The 16,167-nt window shown below is 62.8% G+C and carries 20 protein-coding genes; 12 read left to right on the top strand and 8 right to left on the bottom strand.

Features of this window, described 5'->3' with window-relative positions; genetic code table 11:
* Positions 1–59 precede the first annotated feature (59 nt).
* A complete protein-coding gene (locus EOB80_RS04610) occupies positions 60–1,613 on the top strand; it encodes an EAL domain-containing protein (protein WP_127326806.1) in 1,554 nt (517 codons plus the stop codon).
* Positions 1,614–1,644: 31 nt separating this feature from the next.
* Here the strand turns inward: EOB80_RS04610 and EOB80_RS04605 are convergent, their stop codons facing one another.
* Positions 1,645–2,061: a Kazal-type serine protease inhibitor domain-containing protein gene (locus EOB80_RS04605; protein ID WP_127326805.1), complete on the bottom strand. Its 417-nt coding sequence runs from the start codon at positions 2,059–2,061 to the stop codon at positions 1,645–1,647.
* 110 nt (positions 2,062–2,171) lie between these two features.
* Complete coding sequence (locus EOB80_RS34440; protein ID WP_164748816.1) at positions 2,172–2,327, bottom strand: hypothetical protein; 156 nt, start codon at positions 2,325–2,327, stop codon at positions 2,172–2,174.
* A gap of 225 nt (positions 2,328–2,552) precedes the next feature.
* On the opposite strand from EOB80_RS34440, the gene EOB80_RS04600 reads away from it, so the two are divergent.
* From EOB80_RS04600 to EOB80_RS04590, 3 genes are all read left to right on the top strand, one after another.
* Positions 2,553–2,765 (top strand): cold-shock protein, encoded by a 213-nt coding sequence (locus EOB80_RS04600; RefSeq protein WP_006202520.1) that lies wholly within the window; start codon positions 2,553–2,555, stop codon positions 2,763–2,765.
* A gap of 317 nt (positions 2,766–3,082) precedes the next feature.
* Complete coding sequence (locus EOB80_RS04595) at positions 3,083–3,295, top strand: cold-shock protein (protein ID WP_013530020.1); 213 nt, start codon at positions 3,083–3,085, stop codon at positions 3,293–3,295.
* A gap of 177 nt (positions 3,296–3,472) precedes the next feature.
* Complete coding sequence (locus EOB80_RS04590) at positions 3,473–3,904, top strand: BA14K family protein (RefSeq protein WP_127268420.1); 432 nt, start codon at positions 3,473–3,475, stop codon at positions 3,902–3,904.
* A 226-nt stretch (positions 3,905–4,130) separates the two neighbouring features.
* Here EOB80_RS04590 and EOB80_RS04585 read toward each other — a convergent pair whose 3' ends face one another.
* From EOB80_RS04585 to EOB80_RS04575, 3 genes are all read right to left on the bottom strand, one after another.
* The gene (locus EOB80_RS04585) at positions 4,131–4,769 is read right to left on the bottom strand and encodes an MBL fold metallo-hydrolase (RefSeq protein ID WP_127326804.1); all 639 of its coding nucleotides are present in this window, start codon (positions 4,767–4,769) and stop codon (positions 4,131–4,133) included.
* A gap of 138 nt (positions 4,770–4,907) precedes the next feature.
* Entirely contained in the window at positions 4,908–5,225 is a 318-nt protein-coding gene (locus EOB80_RS04580) for a hypothetical protein (protein ID WP_023809804.1), read from the bottom strand.
* Positions 5,226–5,370: 145 nt separating this feature from the next.
* Positions 5,371–6,264, bottom strand: coding sequence for a branched-chain amino acid aminotransferase (locus EOB80_RS04575; RefSeq protein ID WP_127326803.1), 894 nt, complete (start codon positions 6,262–6,264; stop codon positions 5,371–5,373).
* A gap of 245 nt (positions 6,265–6,509) precedes the next feature.
* On the opposite strand from EOB80_RS04575, the gene EOB80_RS04570 reads away from it, so the two are divergent.
* The 4 genes from EOB80_RS04570 to EOB80_RS04555 all read left to right on the top strand — a co-directional run bounded on the left by EOB80_RS04570 (position 6,510) and on the right by EOB80_RS04555 (position 10,456).
* Positions 6,510–7,043: a MarR family transcriptional regulator gene (locus EOB80_RS04570; RefSeq protein WP_027039379.1), complete on the top strand. Its 534-nt coding sequence runs from the start codon at positions 6,510–6,512 to the stop codon at positions 7,041–7,043.
* Entirely contained in the window at positions 7,030–7,749 is a 720-nt protein-coding gene (locus EOB80_RS04565; protein WP_127326802.1) for a response regulator transcription factor, read from the top strand. The genes EOB80_RS04570 and EOB80_RS04565 overlap by 14 nt, the downstream gene beginning before the upstream one ends.
* A gap of 49 nt (positions 7,750–7,798) precedes the next feature.
* Complete coding sequence (locus EOB80_RS04560) at positions 7,799–9,214, top strand: ATP-binding protein (RefSeq protein ID WP_127268417.1); 1,416 nt, start codon at positions 7,799–7,801, stop codon at positions 9,212–9,214.
* A gap of 219 nt (positions 9,215–9,433) precedes the next feature.
* Complete coding sequence (locus tag EOB80_RS04555; RefSeq protein WP_127326801.1) at positions 9,434–10,456, top strand: glycosyltransferase family 1 protein; 1,023 nt, start codon at positions 9,434–9,436, stop codon at positions 10,454–10,456.
* Here EOB80_RS04555 and EOB80_RS04550 read toward each other — a convergent pair.
* From EOB80_RS04550 to EOB80_RS04540, 3 genes are all read right to left on the bottom strand, one after another.
* Complete coding sequence (locus EOB80_RS04550) at positions 10,453–10,812, bottom strand: tRNA-binding protein (protein WP_127261686.1); 360 nt, start codon at positions 10,810–10,812, stop codon at positions 10,453–10,455. The genes EOB80_RS04555 and EOB80_RS04550 overlap by 4 nt on opposite strands.
* A 27-nt stretch (positions 10,813–10,839) precedes the next feature.
* Positions 10,840–11,340, bottom strand: coding sequence for a YbjN domain-containing protein (locus EOB80_RS04545; protein ID WP_013893499.1), 501 nt, complete (start codon positions 11,338–11,340; stop codon positions 10,840–10,842).
* Between the two features lie 346 nt (positions 11,341–11,686).
* Positions 11,687–11,989: an accessory factor UbiK family protein gene (locus EOB80_RS04540; RefSeq protein WP_013530008.1), complete on the bottom strand. Its 303-nt coding sequence runs from the start codon at positions 11,987–11,989 to the stop codon at positions 11,687–11,689.
* A 168-nt stretch (positions 11,990–12,157) separates the two neighbouring features.
* Between EOB80_RS04540 and lgt the strand changes: the two genes are divergently transcribed.
* The 4 genes from lgt to EOB80_RS04520 all read left to right on the top strand — a co-directional run bounded on the left by lgt (position 12,158) and on the right by EOB80_RS04520 (position 16,150).
* A complete protein-coding gene (gene lgt / locus EOB80_RS04535) occupies positions 12,158–13,012 on the top strand; it encodes a prolipoprotein diacylglyceryl transferase (RefSeq protein ID WP_127326800.1) in 855 nt (284 codons plus the stop codon).
* On the top strand, positions 13,009–14,097 hold the full coding sequence (locus EOB80_RS04530; RefSeq protein WP_127326799.1) for a class I SAM-dependent methyltransferase: 1,089 nt from the start codon (positions 13,009–13,011) through the stop codon (positions 14,095–14,097). The genes lgt and EOB80_RS04530 overlap by 4 nt, the downstream gene beginning before the upstream one ends.
* Positions 14,098–14,204: 107 nt before the next feature.
* Positions 14,205–14,999, top strand: a complete 795-nt coding sequence (pgeF, locus tag EOB80_RS04525; RefSeq protein ID WP_127326798.1) for a peptidoglycan editing factor PgeF — start codon at positions 14,205–14,207, stop codon at positions 14,997–14,999.
* Entirely contained in the window at positions 14,999–16,150 is a 1,152-nt protein-coding gene (locus EOB80_RS04520; protein ID WP_127270541.1) for a Xaa-Pro peptidase family protein, read from the top strand. Before pgeF ends, EOB80_RS04520 begins: the two co-directional genes overlap by 1 nt.
* Positions 16,151–16,167 lie beyond the last annotated feature (17 nt).

Here is a 16,167-nt window from a genome sequence, read left to right as displayed (position 1 = left end):
GCCGAGACGTTGCGGGCGACCACCCACGATCGCCGCTCATACCCGAAAGCAGGAGGCGCATGGACAGGTCGCGCATCATCGTGACGGCGGTGGTGTTGGCCATGCTGGGCGCCATCTTGCCAATCGCAGCTATGTTTCATCTCGCTTGGATTCAGGCCGTCCAAAAGGAACATGGGCGGCTGCAGCTGTTCGCCAGCCGCGCCATCGCCAGGGCCGACATCTCGCTCAACGATGCGACCGCCGCCTTGCGGCAGATCGACCAGTTCACCGGCATCCGCTGTTCGGCGGACCATATAGCCCGTATGCGGCAACTCACCATCAACACGCGCCCGATCGAAGAAATGGGCTATTTCGAAAACGGCCTGCTCAAATGCTCTTCCTGGGGACCGACCGAAGGGCGCGTTGCGCAATCCACCCCTGACTTCACCACCAGGGACAGCATTGCCGTCACCGCCCGCATGCAGCCGGTGATGAGCGATGACCATTTTCTGATGGCGCTGCGATACAGGGATCACAACGTCCTTGTCGATCCGGTACGCTTTGTCGACGTCATCGTCGATCCTGGTGTCCAGCTCGCCTTGACGACGCAAACGGGCATCCTGCTTGGCGCATTGAACGGCCCGAATCCTGCTCGTATCGAGAAGATCATCGCCGGTCCCGGCGAAGGCATCGATGACGATCTCTTGTTTGCCACGGCGCGCGGGACGGACTGGATTGCTGTCGCCACCGAACCGACAAGCCAAATCCTGGGCAGCGTTCGCAAGCAGCAATTCATGCTGCTCCCGCTCGGCGCCTTCATGGCTGCCTTCATCATCGGCGTGGTTGTGTGGCTGTCACGAAGGCGGCTTTCGCCCTTGGGAGAATTGCAGATCGCCGTGCGCAAGCACGAATTCATCGTCCACTATCAGCCGATCGTCGAGCTCAGGACCGGCAATTGCATCGGCGCGGAAGCGCTGGTGCGCTGGAAGCGGCCGAATGGCTCCCTGGTACGGCCCGATCTTTTCATTCCGCTGGCGGAAGAGAGCGGCCTGATCACGGCGATCACCGATCAGGTCATTGCGATGGTTGTGTTCGACCTGAACAGGCTCCTGGTCGCCGATCGCTCGCTTCACATCGCCATCAATCTCAGCGCAACCGATGTCGGCACCGCGCGGGTCCTGCCTATTATCGAAAAGGCGTTGCAGCACACCGGAATCCGGCCCCAGCAAATCTGGCTCGAGGCCACGGAGCGAGGTTTCGTCGATATCAACTCGGCGCGCTCGACGCTCATTCGTGCCCGCGAACTGGGGCACGCAGTGGCAATCGACGACTTCGGTACCGGCTATTCCAGCCTGTCCTATCTCGAGGGGCTGCCGCTCGATGCGCTCAAGATCGACAAATCGTTCATCGATACGATCAGCACGAATTCCGCCACCAGTTCCGTCACCCCGCATATCATCGACATGGCCAAGACACTGAAGCTGAAGATCGTTGCCGAGGGCGTGGAAACGCAGGCGCAGGCCGACTACCTCGCGGCGCGCGACGTCGACTACGGCCAGGGCTGGCTGTTCGCCAAACCCATGCCCGCGTCCGAGTTCATCGCCTACTGTCGCCAGGTGAAGCCAACGGCTTGACGCCTGTCGTCCTCAACAACGCGCAGCGTTCTCAGCACGGCCCGTCGCCAACGACGCGATAGTCCGCGGCGCGGGCTTCGCAGGAATTGGGGAAGGTGCGCATCGCGCCATGCCGGCGGCCGCAGACCGGAGCATATTCGCGGGTGCAGAACGTCTGCTCTTCACCGCCACCGCCACCGCCACCGCCGCTGTCGCGGCACGGACCGTCGCGCACGATGCGGTAGCCAGCCCGGTCGGCAAGACAGGCATTGGCGAAGGTCTGGCGATCGCCGCCGCGCCGGGCACAGACCGGCTCGTACTGCTTGCTGCAATATTGCGGCTCGGGCCGTGGCGGACGCGGGCGTGGCCCTGGTCCCTCATCGACGACAACGGTGCAGGCGGCAAGAATTGCCGACAGCAACAAGATGACAAAACCCTGCCGCGAAAAGATTGCCGCCAGAAATTTCATGATGATCTCCCACGATCGGTCCCCGGTTACCGATCCTCGCCATTCCCTTGCCAAATGCAACCCCCGTTTGAGCTCGGCAAACGATAACGGCGCCTGGACCGCAAGGGAGGTCAGCGCGCCGCGATGTCTGGCCCATTCGTGGCCCGGCTCTGGCCGATGACCCGGCCGGCAAGCAAGCCTATGCCGAGCCCATCGATGCTCAGGTCAGTCGATTGATGCGTCGGGATGCGCCAGTACGGCGGCCCGCGGCGGTATCTTGCAACCATCACGTTTCCGTGCGATAAATTCCGTGTTCGGGCATTTGCGACCCGGAGAGCGGAACGTTTTGGACGACCTTTCCCCGATACTGTGAATCTCTGACGGCCCCGTTTTCGGCGGGGGGTTTGACCATGCGCCAATGCATGACTGCCGAAGCAACCACCGGGAACTGCCCTTTGCGCCAGGCGGCGGGCGGGACCACCAAAGACTGAACGGGTGAAGGAGTTTCCCCAATGGCCCAGACCGGCACCGTTAAATTCTTCAACGCGACCAAAGGCTTCGGTTTCATCACGCCCGATGGTGGCGCCAAGGATGTGTTCGTCCATATCTCCGCGATCGAAGCCTCCGGCTTGCGCACGCTCGTCGACGGCCAGAAGGTCACCTTCGACGTCGAGCCGGACCGCATGGGCAAGGGCCCCAAGGCCGTCAACCTCCGCGCAGCCTGAGCCATCGGCGCCGCATGTCACTCGGACGTGCGACGGAGGCTCCATGCCTGCACCTGGCCTGGAGAGGGATCTGAATTTTGAAAGGCGCGGCGATCTTCGTCGCGCCTTTTCCTTATCGAAGGCGCGGGCCGGTGATGTCGCCCAAGCCGCCAGGTTCTGGGCAACGACTTGCATAAAACAAAGACCCAAAGCGTGCCGCAACGTGCTTTAGACGCCCGCAAAACTTTCTCTTGCCGATGACGCTAAAATAAAGGACAAATTTCCACTCGGGCATTTGCCGGCCCGAGACTGGAGTTTATGGGACAAAGGAGCTTCCCATGCCGCAGACCGGCACCGTCAAATTCTTCAACCATGCCAAGGGCTTCGGCTTCATCACGCCCGATGATGGCGCGAAGGATGTTTTCGTCCATATTTCAGCCGTGCAGGCGTCCGGCCTTCCCGGCCTGGAGGATGGCCAGAAAGTGTCGTTCGACACCGAGCCGGACAAGCGCGGTAAGGGACCCAAGGCCGTCAACCTGTCGGTCGGCTGAGCCGGCTTGGACCGGCGATGGTTTTCGCTCCCTGGAGGGCGTGTGACCTTTGACGCCTGTTGTGAATAAATTCGTCGAAATCCGTTCAGCCCCCGTTCAGCCACGGTTGCATATTAGTCTTTGGTAAAGCCGGACCGCATCCCCGAAACTACACGGGCCGGCACGAAGGAGACCGAGATGAACCGAATTTTCAAGACCGCCGTCCTGGCCGCTGCCGTGGTCGCCACCACGCTTTCGGCCTTGCCCGCCGCCAACGCACGTGATTGGCGCCGTCATCATGGCCATCATGGCAACGGCGATGCCATTGCCGCCGGCGTGCTCGGCCTCGCGGCCGGTGCGCTGATCGGTGGCGCATTGGCCAATGACCGCCCGCCGCCCGACGCTGACCGCTACTACGATGACGGTTACTACGATCGTGACGTGGTGGTGCGCCCGGCCCCGGTCCGCCGCTACTATGCGGAGCCGCGGGTGGTCTACGCTGATCGTTATGCCGAGCCGTGGACGCGTGATTGGTACGAATACTGCTCGGACCGCTACCGCACCTTCAATTCCCGCACCGGCACGTTCACTGGCAATGACGGCGAACAGCATTTCTGCACGGCGAACTAAACCAGGGCTTCCCTGCCCCAACAGAAAAGCGCTGACCGCAAGGCCAGCGCTTTTTTGTTTGGAGCATCACAGGATTGGGGCAGGCGAATATCGGCACGCCCTACAGCAATTCCAGGAAAAGTGTGAAACGGTTTCCCGGGAAAAGCGCAAAGCGTTTTCCCTTGGGAATTGAGTCAGAACAAAGGGTCAGAGCGGCCCCGCCGTTTCCGTGAAATAGTGAATTGCTCTAAACGAGAAACGGATTGGTCCGCCTCTCCTCGCCAAAACGTCCGCCGGGACCGTGGCCGCAAATGAAGCCGATGTCGTCGCCGAGCGGCAGGAGCTTGTCCTTGATCGAAGCGATCAGTGCAGCATGGTCGCCACCCGGCAGGTCGGTGCGGCCGACCGAGCCGCGGAACAGCACGTCGCCGACATGGACGAACTTGGCCGCGCGGTTGTAGTAGACGACGTGACCTGGTGCATGGCCGGGGCAGTGCAGCACCTCGAACACATGGCCGCCGAACGACACGGTCTCGCCTTCGGACAGGAACCGGTCGGGCACGCAGTTGCGCGCTCCGGCGATGCCGTAGCGCTTGCCTTGGTTTTCCAGATTGTCGAGCAGCGACTTGTCGGCCTCATGCGGACCGATGATCTCGACGCCGAGCGCCTCCTTCAACTCCATTGCGCCGCCGGCATGGTCGATGTGGCCATGCGTTATCCAGATCGCCCCGGCTGAGATCGCATTGTCCTTCAGCACCGCCAGCACCTTGTCGATATCGCCGCCAGGATCGACGACGACGCCATGCTTGTCATCCATGTCGAACAGGATGGTACAATTCTGCTGGAACGGTGTGACCGGCACGATGCCGGCATTGAGCTGACCCATGATCGTCCTTTCGATGTTCACGGGTGATGTAGAGGCGCGGACAAAGGGCGTCCACCCTCGAAAGACGAACAATCGGTAGCTCCGAAAACGGAAATGGGCGGCCGAAGCCGCCCATTTGAAAAGACCGAAACGGCCCGCCTACTTCTTCATGGCGCCCATGACCGCGCCGAGAATGGCGGTCAGGATCGCGCCGCCGCCGGCGCCGCCGACGATGTTCTGCAGGTTCAGCGCGCTGCCGAGACCGCTCGTTGCTGCTGCCGCAGCCGCCGGATCGACCGCACCGCCACCCAGCAGGCTGCCGAGGATCGCCGCACCGCCGACGCCGCCAATGGCTCCGCCCAGGATTTTGGGAAGCTGACCCATCGCCGCCGTCTTGAGCGCCGCACCGACCGCCTGACCACCGATGACGCCAGTAATCACCTGTATGATGATCGGAAGAAGCGTGTTCATGTCCATATGATTAGTCCCTCCATAGCTGTCAGCCTCCCGGGCCGACACCATCATGAGACGCCGAATTGGACGAAAGTCAAATGCAGAAACGCTGAAATAAAAGGGGCGGCCCGAAAACCGCCCCTACTTCCTAAAAAAGCTGTGACTTTCGTTATTCTGCGGCGATCGCGTGCTTGGGCTGAACGGCCGCAGAATAGTCATTCATAAGATTCTTGGCTATTTCGCCGACCTCGAATCGGTAAGGCCCGATCTCGGAAACCGGCGTCACTTCCGCCGCCGTCCCGGTCAGGAAGCACTGCTCGAAGCTTTCCAGCTCTTCCGGCAGGATGGCGCGTTCAATCACCTCCAGGCCGCGATCCTTGGCCAGCCCAATGACCGTGCGGCGGGTGATGCCGTCGAGGAAGCAGTCGGGCTTTGGTGTGTGGATCTTGCCCTCCTTGACGAAGAAGATGTTGGCTCCGGTCGCTTCGGCGACCTGGCCACGCCAGTCGAGCATCATGGCGTCGGCATAGCCCTTGGCCTCGGCGGCGTGCTTGGACATGGTGCAGATCATGTAGAGGCCGGCGGCCTTCGACCTGGAAGGCGCGGTGCGCGGGTCGGGCCGGCGCCATTCCGCCACATCGAGACGGATGCCTTTCAGCTTCTGCGCAGGATCGAAATAGCTCGGCCATTGCCAGATGGCGATGGCACAGTTGATGCGGTTGTTCTGCGCCGAGACGCCCATCTGCTCACTGCCGCGCCAGGCAATCGGCCGGACATAGGCGTCCTGGAAACCCTGCTTCTTGAGAAGCGTGGAAGAGGCGTCGTTGAGCTCGGCCACCGTATAGGGGATATTGAAACCGAGCAGGCGTGCCGATTCATGCAGGCGCTCGGTGTGTTCGTTGAGCTTGAAGATCTCACCGCCATAGGCGCGCTCTCCCTCGAAAACGGCGCTGGCGTAATGCAGCCCGTGCGTCAGCACATGGATCCTGGCGTCACCCCATTGGACGAATTCGCCGTTCATCCAGATGAAGCCATCGAGTTGATCGAAGGGAACGGATGCCATGGTAACCTCCCACGGGCGGCAGCCCGGATAGTTGTATCGTTGTGTGTTCGTGTCGGCCGCCCAAAGCGGCTTTTATGGTGGAGCGTAAGCGGATAATTGCGCTCTGGCAAACTCAGGAAATTCCGGAAAAACCGGCTTCCCTTGCCTTTTCGTTCGCAATCCGCCCAAAAGCTTGTCAAAAATTACCATTGCAGGGAAATTACGTCAATAGTACTGACATAATCTCTCTTTCCCACGGAGAAATAATGACGGATCGAAGCCCAGCCGCAGGAAAACCGATCAGGACCGCGATGTCGGTCGAGGACGGCATCGACTTCGCCATTATCGAGCTGCTCTTCTTTGCCTATCGTGACTTCACCTCCGATCCGGACCAGATCCTGGCCGACTACGGCTTTGGCCGGGCCCACCACCGGGTGCTGCATTTCGTCAACCGCAGGCCGGGCCTGACGGTAGCCGAACTGCTCGACGTGCTGAAGATCACCAAACAGAGCTTGGCCCGTGTGCTCAAGCAGTTGATCGACACCGACCATGTCGTGCAGTTGCAAGGTCCGCGCGACCGCCGACAGCGCGAACTTTATCCGACCGCCAAGGGCCGTGCGCTGGCGCTGGCGCTGGCGCGGCCACAGTCGCGCCGCATCCATGCTGCATTGGGGGATTCCGGAGTAACCGAACGGACCTTGGTGGAACGGTTCCTCGAAGCGATGGTCAATCCGGAACTGAGGGCGCAGATCGACGTTGGGTCCGCAAAAATGTCAGGGAAAAGCCATGGAGAGCACTGAACGGGTCGATCACGCGGCCGCGCCGGACGACGACGCGCCGCATCTGCTTGTCGTCGACGACGACACCCGCATCCGCAATCTTCTCAAGCAGTATCTGACCGAAAACGGCTTTCGCGTCACCGTCGCCGGCAATACCGGCGAAGCCAGGCGCAAGCTTGCCGGCCTCGACTTCGACCTTCTGGTGCTGGACGTCATGATGCCCGGTGAAACGGGCGTCGACCTGACCAAGTCGCTGCGGGCCGAAAAGAACGTACCGATCCTGATGCTGACGGCCCTGTCGGAGACCGACAGCCGCATCTCAGGGCTAGAGGCCGGCGCCGACGACTACCTGCCGAAGCCGTTCGATCCGCGCGAGCTGATCCTGCGCATCAACAACATCCTTCGCCGTGGTGGCCCGGCGACCACGCCCAAGGTCGAGCAGTTGGTCTTCGGCCCCTACACCTTCCAGATCGCCCGGCGCGAGTTGAAGCGTGGCGGCGAGGCGCTGAAGCTGACCGACCGCGAGCAGGAGATCCTGGCGATCTTCGCGGCAAGGGCCGGCGAGACGATACCCCGCCACGAGCTTGTCGGTGACGATTCGGAGGTCGGCGAGCGCACCATCGACGTCCAGATCAACCGGCTGCGCCGCAAGATCGAGCGCGATCCGTCCAACCCGGTCTGGCTGCAGACCGTGCGCGGTATTGGGTATCGGCTCAGCGTGGAATAGAATGCCGCCTGCGGCCTGCTGAGCGGCTGCGGGCAAGCGAAATGAGCGAATGGCAACCACGGAACTGGAACAGCCGGGCAATGGCGGCTTGAGCGTACGCGCCGCGCGGACGCTGAAGGCGGTGCCGCGCGCCTGGAACCGCTTCTGGCGCCTCGTCTCGCTGTATATGCCCAAGCGGCTCTATGCTCGCTCGCTGATCATCGTCATCGCGCCGATGATACTGCTGCAATCGGTCGTCGCCTTCGTCTTCATGGAACGTCATTGGGCAACCGTGACGCAGCGCCTGTCGCAGGCCACCGTGCGCGACATCGCCGCCATCATCGACCTGATCGAAACCTATCCGCGCGATGCCGACTACACCAACATCATACGCATCGCCCAGGACCGCATGCAGTTGAAGGTCGACCTCTTGCCGCCCGACCCGCTGCCCGCGCCTGGCCCAAAACCGTTTTTCTCGATTTTGGATGATGTTCTCTCGTCGGAGATCACCCGCCAGATTAACCGCCCGTTCTGGATCGACACGGTCGGCAACTCCAACATCGTCGAGGTGCGCGTGCAGCTCGAGGGCAAGGTGCTGCGCGTCTTCGTGCGCCGCAGCCAGGCCTATGCCTCCAACACCCACATCTTCCTGATCTGGATGGTCGGCACCTCGCTGGTGCTCCTGATGATCGCCATTCCCTTCCTGCGCAACCAGATCCGGCCGATCCTGATGCTTGCCGAAGCCGCCGAAAGCTTCGGCAAGGGCCGGCCGATGCCGCGTGACTTCCGGCCGCGCGGCGCCGAGGAGGTTCGCCGCGCCGGCTTTGCCTTCATGCAGATGCGCGAGCGCATCGAGCGCCAGATCGAGCAGCGCACCGCCATGCTGACCGGTGTCAGCCATGACCTGCGAACCATCCTCACCCGCTTCAAGCTGCAGTTGGCGCTTTCCGGCGGCAAGGCCGAGACCAAGGCCGCGCTCGATCAGGACATCGACGACATGCAGTCGATGCTCGAAGGCTATCTCGCCTTTGCCCGCGGCGAGGCTTCGGAAGACGCCGGACGGTTCGATCTCGAGGCTTATTTCGAAAAGCTCGGCGAGGAAGCCAGGCTGCGCAAGCGCAAGCTGTCGACGACGCTTGCCGGAGACCCCGATGTGCATGTGCGGCCGAACGCCTTTGCCCGATTGATGTCCAACGTCATCGGCAACGCCTTCCGCTATGCCAAGACGGTGGAGGTCAACGCCACCCATGGCCGCGGCTCGCTGCTGGTCACCATCGACGACGATGGTCCGGGCATCCCCGCCGACCGGCGCGAAGACGTGTTCAAACCCTTCGTGCGGCTCGACGAGGCCCGCAACCTCGATGCCAGCGGCACCGGGCTCGGCCTGTCGATCGCCCGCGACATCGCCCGTTCCCATGGCGGCGACATCACCCTTGAAGACAGCCCGCTCGGCGGACTGCGCGCTATCATCAAGGTTCCCGCATAACCGGCACGATACCGAAAGTGGAAACAGGCTTCATCCGCCCGTCATGAAACCATGATCAAGAACGCGCATGAAGCGCGCGACCTCAATTGATTCGACCTTGCCGCCTCACTTCGACCCCGTGCCCGTCCGGGTGCGCTGGAGCGAAGCGAGAGCAGCGGTCTGGTCGCCGTTCCGGCATCGTCTCAAGGCAACCGTCGACCTTTCCTGCAAAGGGCCGCCATGCGCATATTGATGGTCACCGATGCCTGGCGGCCGCAGGTTAACGGCGTTGTCCACACGCTGGAGCGACTCACCGAGACGCTGAAATCTTTCGATGTCGCCGTGGATTTCCTGACGCCGAACATCTTTCGCACCCTGCCCTTGCCGACATATCCCGACATCAGGCTGGCGCTGACCACGCCCGGCCATGTCGCGCGCCTGATCGACGCAGGCAAGGCCGACCACATCCACATCGTCACCGAAGGACCGCTCGGCATCATGGCGCGGCGCTATTGCCGCAATGCCGGCCGGCCGTTCACCACCAGCTATCACACGCGCTTCCCCGAATATCTCAGCGCACGGCTCCCGGTGCCGGAAAGCTGGGCCTATCGCTGGCTGCGCGATTTCCACAATTCCGGCCAAGGCACGCTGGTCGCCACCCAGTCGCTCGCCGACGACCTCTCGGCGCGCGGCTTCACCAAGCTGCGGCCGTGGACGCGCGGCGTCGACACCGACCATTTCCGGCCCGACAAGAAGAAGGATCTCGGCTTTCCCGGCCCTGTCTTCCTCTGCGTCGGCCGGGTCGCCATCGAAAAGAACCTCTCCGCCTTCCTCGACCTCGACCTGCCGGGCAGCAAGGTGATCGTCGGCGAAGGCCCCGAGCTTGCCAGGCTGAAGGCAAAATATCCGCAAGCGCATTTCCTCGGCCATCGCCCCAACGACGAACTGGCCGAGATCTATGCCTCGGCCGATGTCTTCGTCTTCCCGAGCCGCACCGACACGTTCGGCAACGTCATCATCGAGGCATTGGCCAGCGGCACGCCGGTTGCCGCCTATCCGGTGACCGGGCCGATCGACATTGTCGGCGACGGCTTTGGCGGCGCGGTCTCCAACGATCTGCGCGAGGCCTCGCTTGCCGCGCTCAATGTAGACCGTGCCGAAGCACGCGAACGCGCCATGCGCTACAGCTGGAAGGCTTGTGCAGAGATGTTCCTCGACACGGTCGAGGAAGCGCTGGGAACGACGCGCAAGCTGGCGGCCTAAAACAACCTGCCGCCATCCGGCACCTTGCGCTCGATCGCGCCGAGCACCACCGCGCCCTCTTCGTCGGGAAAGCCGAGCGTCAGCACTTCCGACATGAATGGACCGATCTGGCGCGGCGGGAAATTGACCACCGCGAACACCTGTCGGCCGATCAGCGTCTCCGGTGTATAATATTTGGTGATCTGCGCCGACGATTTCTTGATGCCGATGCCGGCGCCGAAATCGATCTTCAGCTTGAATGCGGGCTTGCGCGCCTCGGGAAACGGCTCGGCCTCGACGATCGTGCCGGCGCGGATGTCGACACGATCGAAATCGGCAAAACTGATCTCGGGCTTGCGCTCGCTGTTCGAACTCATCTTGGTTCTTGTCTGCCTTGCGGGGACTCAGGCGTTGCCGTAGGTCTCGAACAGCACGCCGGCCAGGGCGTCCTTGGCCGAGGTTCCCGACCAGACGACGAACTGGAACGCCTGGAAATAGCATTCGCAGGCTTCCAGCGCCGAGGACAGCAACACTTCGACCTGCTGGCTCGACGGCTCGACCCCGCCGGCCAGCAGCAGCGACTGGCGGAACATGATCGCGCCCTCCTGCTCCCAGAGGTCGAAATGGCCAAACAGCATCTGCTCGTTGATCAGCGACAAGAGCCGCATCACTTCCAGCGCGCGGGTCTCCGGCACCTTGATGTCGAAGGCGCAGGCCAGGTGCAGCGCCTCGAAATCCTCCATCCACGAGAAGGAGACGTGATAGTCGGTCCAGCTTCCGGCAACCGAGATCGAAATCTCGTCGTCGCCGGCCCGCTCAAAGGACCAGTCATTGTTGTGGGCCACCTGCTCGATAACATCCACCGGATGGATTTCGCGGGAGAATTCGAGTTCGAGAAGTTCCATGGAATGCTTCCTGTCGTTCTGTACGAGCGCCGCCACACGCTCCGCGGGAGGGCACACACAACGAACAATCTTGTCTAGAACTCGGACGGCCAGGACTTTCTTCGCGCAAAAGACTACCTTCTCGACGCAAAGACCCCAGACCGGACCCCACCGCCCGGTCGCATGACCCTGCTCCGAATCATGCAACAAATTCAGTCTATTGATCGGGAGTCGCGTGAACAGCCCAATTTTTCGCACTGCGTCATTCGCATGTGGAAAGCCGCTGTCACAAAGATTCATGCAATGCCGTTAAGCGATTCACGGCAAAGCGCTTTTCAGGATCGGGCTATGTGGAAAAGTTTAACGATTATTTTTTTGTGCGCGGCTTGGCCGCCGTCGCAGGTGTGGCGTCGCCGGCCAGTTCGGCAAGCTTCGCCTCGAGCGCCTCGATGCGGGCGGCAAGGCGAGTGTTTTCTTCCCGCGCCTTGGCGGCCATCTCGCGCGCGGCTTCGAACTCTTCGCGCTGCACCACGTCCATGGTGTTGAGAATGCGTTCGGCCTGCCCCTTGAAGGCCGTCTCCACCTCCCGGCGCACGCCCTGGGCGGCGCCGGCGGCGTCGGTCATCAGCTTGGCGAATTCATCGAGAATGCGGTTCGGTCCGGTCGACATGGCAAATCCTCGCGCTTGCACAAATTGACGTAGTGGCGCTGCGCGTCGAATGCAAGCATGTTGCGCCGCGCTGCGGCATCAAGTCGAGGGCGCCCACCTTGCCTTGACCCTGCCAAAACCCTGCCGCATGGTCCGCGCGCAAACGCGTTTCGCAATGAGAGTTCCCCGTTGAACGAATATTTCCTGCTGCCGCTGGCCTCCTTGCCCTTCCCCAACATCAACCCGATCCTCATCCAGATCGGGCCGCTGGCGGTGCACTGGTATGGCGTCGGCTATATCGTCGGTATCCTGTTCGCCTGGTGGTATGCCAAGCGGCTTGCCAGCAATGCCAGGCTGTGGCCGAACGGCGTCCTGCCGATGAAGCCGGAGGATCTCGACGACTTCATCGTCTGGGCGGCCATCGGCGTCGTGCTCGGCGGCCGCACCGGCTATGTGCTGTTCTATGATCTGCCACGCTACATCGCCCACCCGCTCGATATCTTGGCGGTCTGGCAAGGCGGTATGTCGTTCCATGGCGGCCTGCTTGGCGTCATCCTCGCCATGACGCTGTTTTCCATTAAGCGCGGCATCCGCACCTGGTCGCTGTTTGACGTCGTGGCGGCCGGCGTGCCGGTCGGCCTTGGCCTGGTGCGCGTCGCCAACTTCATCAACTCCGAGCTGTGGGGGCGCCCAACCGACGTGCCCTGGGCTTTCGAATTCCCCAATGGCGGGCCGTTTGCCCGTCACCCGAGCCAGCTCTACGAGGCGCTTCTCGAAGGCGTGGTGCTGTTCCTCGTGCTGCGCATTCTCACCCATTCGCGCCTCAAGCTGACGACGCCGCGCTTCGTCGGCGGCGCCTTCATCTGCGGCTACGGCCTGTCGCGCATCTTCGTCGAGTTCTTCCGCGAGCCCGACCAGCAGCTCGGCTATCTCCTCGGCACCAACTGGCTGACCATGGGCATGATCCTGTCGACGCCGATGGTGCTGGCCGGCATCTGGGCGATGCTGACCGCCAAGCCGGTGACGCAGCCGCAGCCGGCATGACACGGCTGAAGACCCGCATCGTCGACCTGATCGAGGCCCTGGGGCCGATACCGATCAACGAATACATGGCGATGTGCCTGTTCGACCCGGCGGACGGCTACTACACGACGCGCGAGCCTTTTGGTGCGGCCGGTGACTTCATCACCGCGCCGGAGATCAGCCAAATGTTCGGCGAATTGGTCGCCGTGTGGATGTACCAGGCGTGGCAGGCGAGCGGCCGGCCGCTGCCGGCCACCATCGCCGAGATCGGCCCCGGCCGCGGCACGCTGATGAAGGACATGCTGCGTACGCTGTCGCGGCTCGATCCTGATCTGGCCAGCGGCGACACCTTCGCCATGATCGAGACCAGCCCGCGCCTGACCGAGGTGCAAAAGCAGACGCTTGGCGCCACACCCTTCGCGGTTGGCTGGCATGAAACCATCGAGACCTTGCCGCAGCAACCGATGTTCATCGTCGGCAATGAACTGTTCGACGCCGTGCCCATCCGCCAGTACGTCCGCGCGGGCGCCGGCTGGCGCGAGCGCATGGTCGGCCTCGACGAGACCAACGACCTTTGCTTCTTCGCCGGCGCCGGCTCGGTCGACCCGACGCTGCTGCCCGCCGATGCCACCCAAGCGCCGCAAGGTTCGATCGCCGAAGTGGCGCCTGCCCGCACCGCGCTCATGGCAACGATCGCCGAGCGCATATCCAGGCATGGCGGCGCTGGCCTGTTTCTCGACTATGGCCATCTCCAGCCGGGTGTCGGGGACACGCTGCAGGCCTTGCGCAGCCACGATCACGAAGATGTGCTGGCTAATCCCGGTGAGGCCGACCTCACCTCCCATGTCGATTTCGCCGCCCTGGCCGCGATCGTGCGTGCACATGGCCTCGAGGCCCATCTGACGACACAGGGCGACTTCCTGCTCGGCATGGGCATCCTCGAGCGCGCCGGCCGGCTTGGCGCCGATGCCGGCCAGGCGGCGCGCGAAAGGATCGCCGGCGACGTCGAGCGCCTCGCGGGGCCGCAAGCCATGGGCGAGTTGTTCAAGGTGCTTGCGGTACTGCCTCGCGGCGTGGCGGTTCGGCCCTTCGCCGGGGCGGATTGACTTTTTACCGCCGCCCCTCCCAATCTCCCGTCCGCGCTTTGCAGCGCCTGTTCTCGACCAAGCACCTTCTTCTTGACGAAACCGCCCACACGGACAACAACGCCCGCATGCTGAATCAGACCAAACCGGATCCCGTTCGGTCGCCGCTGCTGGACAAGGCGCAGGCACAAGGCATCCGCCACGGCTATTTCACCCGCATCGGCGGTGTCTCCAGCGGCATCTACCAGGGCCTCAACATCGGCACCGGATCGAATGACGACCAGGCGCTGGTCGCCGAGAACCGCGGCCGCGTCGCCGCCTGGATGGGCGTGCCGGCGAACCATCTGTTGACCGCCTGGCAAACCCATTCGCCCGACGTCATCATCGCCAGGGAGCCCTTTGCCGGTGAGCGGCCCAAGGCAGACGCCATCGTCACCGACCGGCCGGGCATCGCCATCGGCGCTTCGACCGCCGATTGCGGTCCCGTGCTGTTCGCGGATGCTGAGGCGCGCATCATCGGCGCTGCGCATGCCGGCTGGAAAGGCGCGTTCACCGGCGTGCTCGAAAACACCATCCTGGCGATGGAAAGCCTCGGCGCCCGGCGCCAAAACATCATCGCCGTGCTAGGCCCCTCCATCGGCCCTGCCAACTACGAGGTCGGCCCGGAATTCGTCGCCCGCTTTGTCGAAGCCGACGCCGAAAATATCCTCTATTTCGCGCCGTCCGCCAATGCCGGCCATGCCATGTTCGACCTCAACCGCTACACGGTTGACCGGCTGGCCGAGGCCGGCGTGACGGCTGAAGGCCTCGACCGCTGCACTTACGCCGAGGAAGGCCTGTTCTACTCCTACCGGCGCACCACGCATCGCAAGGAGCCCGATTACGGCCGGCAGGTTTCGGCAATCGTCTTGGAGAGGGAATAATGGCGCTGCATTTTGAACGATCTGAATTTGACGCGCGGCGCGACCGGCTGATCATCGAGATGGCCGAAAAGAAGCTCGACGCCATCCTGCTGTTCGCGCAGGAAAGCATGTACTGGCTGACCGGCTACGACACGTTCGGCTTCTGCTTCTTCCAGTGCCTGGTGGTGAAAGCCGACGGTTCGATGGTGCTGCTGACCCGCTCGGCCGACCTGCGCCAGGCGCGTCAGACCTCGATTATCGACAACATCGTCTTGTGGACGGACCGCAACGGCGCCAATCCGGCGGTCGACCTGCGCAATCTGCTCAACGAACTCGACCTGCTCGGCGCCCGCATCGGTGTCGAATACGACACCCATGGCCTGACCGCGTTCAATGGCCGCCGCCTGGACGAGCAGTTGCAGACCTTCGGCCAGATCGCCGATGCGTCCGGCATTGTCGGGCGGCTGCGCCTGTTCAAGAGTCCGGCCGAGATCGCCAAGGCCGAGAAGGCCGCCAATCTCTCCGACGATGCGCTCGACGCGGCGCTGCCGCTGATCAAGCAAGGCGGCGACGAAGCCCTGATCCTGGCCGCCATGCAGGGTGCGATCTTTGCCGGCGGCGGCGACTATCCGGCCAACGAATTCATCATCGGCTCCGGCGTCGATGCGCTGCTGTGCCGCTACAAGGCCGGCCGCCGCAAGCTCACCAAAAATGACCAGCTGACGCTCGAATGGGCCGGCGTCTTCAACCACTACCACGCACCGATGATGCGCACGGTGCTGACCGGCAAGGTGTCGAAGCGCCATCAGGAATTGTTCGACGCCGCCCGCGCGGCACTCCTGGCTGTCGAAAAGGCGATGACGCCGGGCAACAGCTTCGGCGACGTCTTCGATGCGCATGCCCGCACCATGGAGGCACACGGCCTGACCAAGCACCGGCTGAACGCCTGCGGCTATTCGGTCGGCGCCCGCTTCACCCCGTCCTGGATGGACATGCCGATGTTCTACCAGGGCAATCCCGAACCGATCGCGCCCAACATGACGCTGTTCGCCCATATGATCATCATGGACTCCGATACCGAGACGGCGATGACGCTTGGCCGCACCTACCTGACCACCGAATCCCAGCCCAAGCCGCTGTCCCGCCATGATCTCGACTTGATCGTACAGTGAATCCACAATGGGAGGCG

Source organism: Mesorhizobium sp. M7A.F.Ca.MR.245.00.0.0, from assembly GCF_003997415.1.
Lineage (GTDB): Bacteria > Pseudomonadota > Alphaproteobacteria > Rhizobiales > Rhizobiaceae > Mesorhizobium.
Note: the sequence above shows the minus strand (reverse complement) of the source record. Positions and strands in the feature narration are given on the sequence as shown.

Bases quoted from the DNA above. Each gene is read 5' to 3' on its own strand.
- EOB80_RS04610 (WP_127326806.1), top strand. From the start codon at position 60: ATGGACAGGTCGCGCATCATCGTGACGGCGGTGGTGTTGGCCATGCTG.
- EOB80_RS04605 (WP_127326805.1), bottom strand. From the start codon at position 2,061: ATGAAATTTCTGGCGGCAATCTTTTCGCGGCAGGGTTTTGTCATCTTG.
- EOB80_RS34440 (WP_164748816.1), bottom strand. From the start codon at position 2,327: ATGGTTGCAAGATACCGCCGCGGGCCGCCGTACTGGCGCATCCCGACG.
- EOB80_RS04600 (WP_006202520.1), top strand. From the start codon at position 2,553: ATGGCCCAGACCGGCACCGTTAAATTCTTCAACGCGACCAAAGGCTTC.
- EOB80_RS04595 (WP_013530020.1), top strand. From the start codon at position 3,083: ATGCCGCAGACCGGCACCGTCAAATTCTTCAACCATGCCAAGGGCTTC.
- EOB80_RS04590 (WP_127268420.1), top strand. From the start codon at position 3,473: ATGAACCGAATTTTCAAGACCGCCGTCCTGGCCGCTGCCGTGGTCGCC.
- EOB80_RS04585 (WP_127326804.1), bottom strand. From the start codon at position 4,769: ATGGGTCAGCTCAATGCCGGCATCGTGCCGGTCACACCGTTCCAGCAG.
- EOB80_RS04580 (WP_023809804.1), bottom strand. From the start codon at position 5,225: ATGGACATGAACACGCTTCTTCCGATCATCATACAGGTGATTACTGGC.
- EOB80_RS04575 (WP_127326803.1), bottom strand. From the start codon at position 6,264: ATGGCATCCGTTCCCTTCGATCAACTCGATGGCTTCATCTGGATGAAC.
- EOB80_RS04570 (WP_027039379.1), top strand. From the start codon at position 6,510: ATGACGGATCGAAGCCCAGCCGCAGGAAAACCGATCAGGACCGCGATG.
- EOB80_RS04565 (WP_127326802.1), top strand. From the start codon at position 7,030: ATGGAGAGCACTGAACGGGTCGATCACGCGGCCGCGCCGGACGACGAC.
- EOB80_RS04560 (WP_127268417.1), top strand. From the start codon at position 7,799: ATGGCAACCACGGAACTGGAACAGCCGGGCAATGGCGGCTTGAGCGTA.
- EOB80_RS04555 (WP_127326801.1), top strand. From the start codon at position 9,434: ATGCGCATATTGATGGTCACCGATGCCTGGCGGCCGCAGGTTAACGGC.
- EOB80_RS04550 (WP_127261686.1), bottom strand. From the start codon at position 10,812: ATGAGTTCGAACAGCGAGCGCAAGCCCGAGATCAGTTTTGCCGATTTC.
- EOB80_RS04545 (WP_013893499.1), bottom strand. From the start codon at position 11,340: ATGGAACTTCTCGAACTCGAATTCTCCCGCGAAATCCATCCGGTGGAT.
- EOB80_RS04540 (WP_013530008.1), bottom strand. From the start codon at position 11,989: ATGTCGACCGGACCGAACCGCATTCTCGATGAATTCGCCAAGCTGATG.
- EOB80_RS04530 (WP_127326799.1), top strand. From the start codon at position 13,009: ATGACACGGCTGAAGACCCGCATCGTCGACCTGATCGAGGCCCTGGGG.
- pgeF (WP_127326798.1), top strand. From the start codon at position 14,205: ATGCTGAATCAGACCAAACCGGATCCCGTTCGGTCGCCGCTGCTGGAC.
- EOB80_RS04520 (WP_127270541.1), top strand. From the start codon at position 14,999: ATGGCGCTGCATTTTGAACGATCTGAATTTGACGCGCGGCGCGACCGG.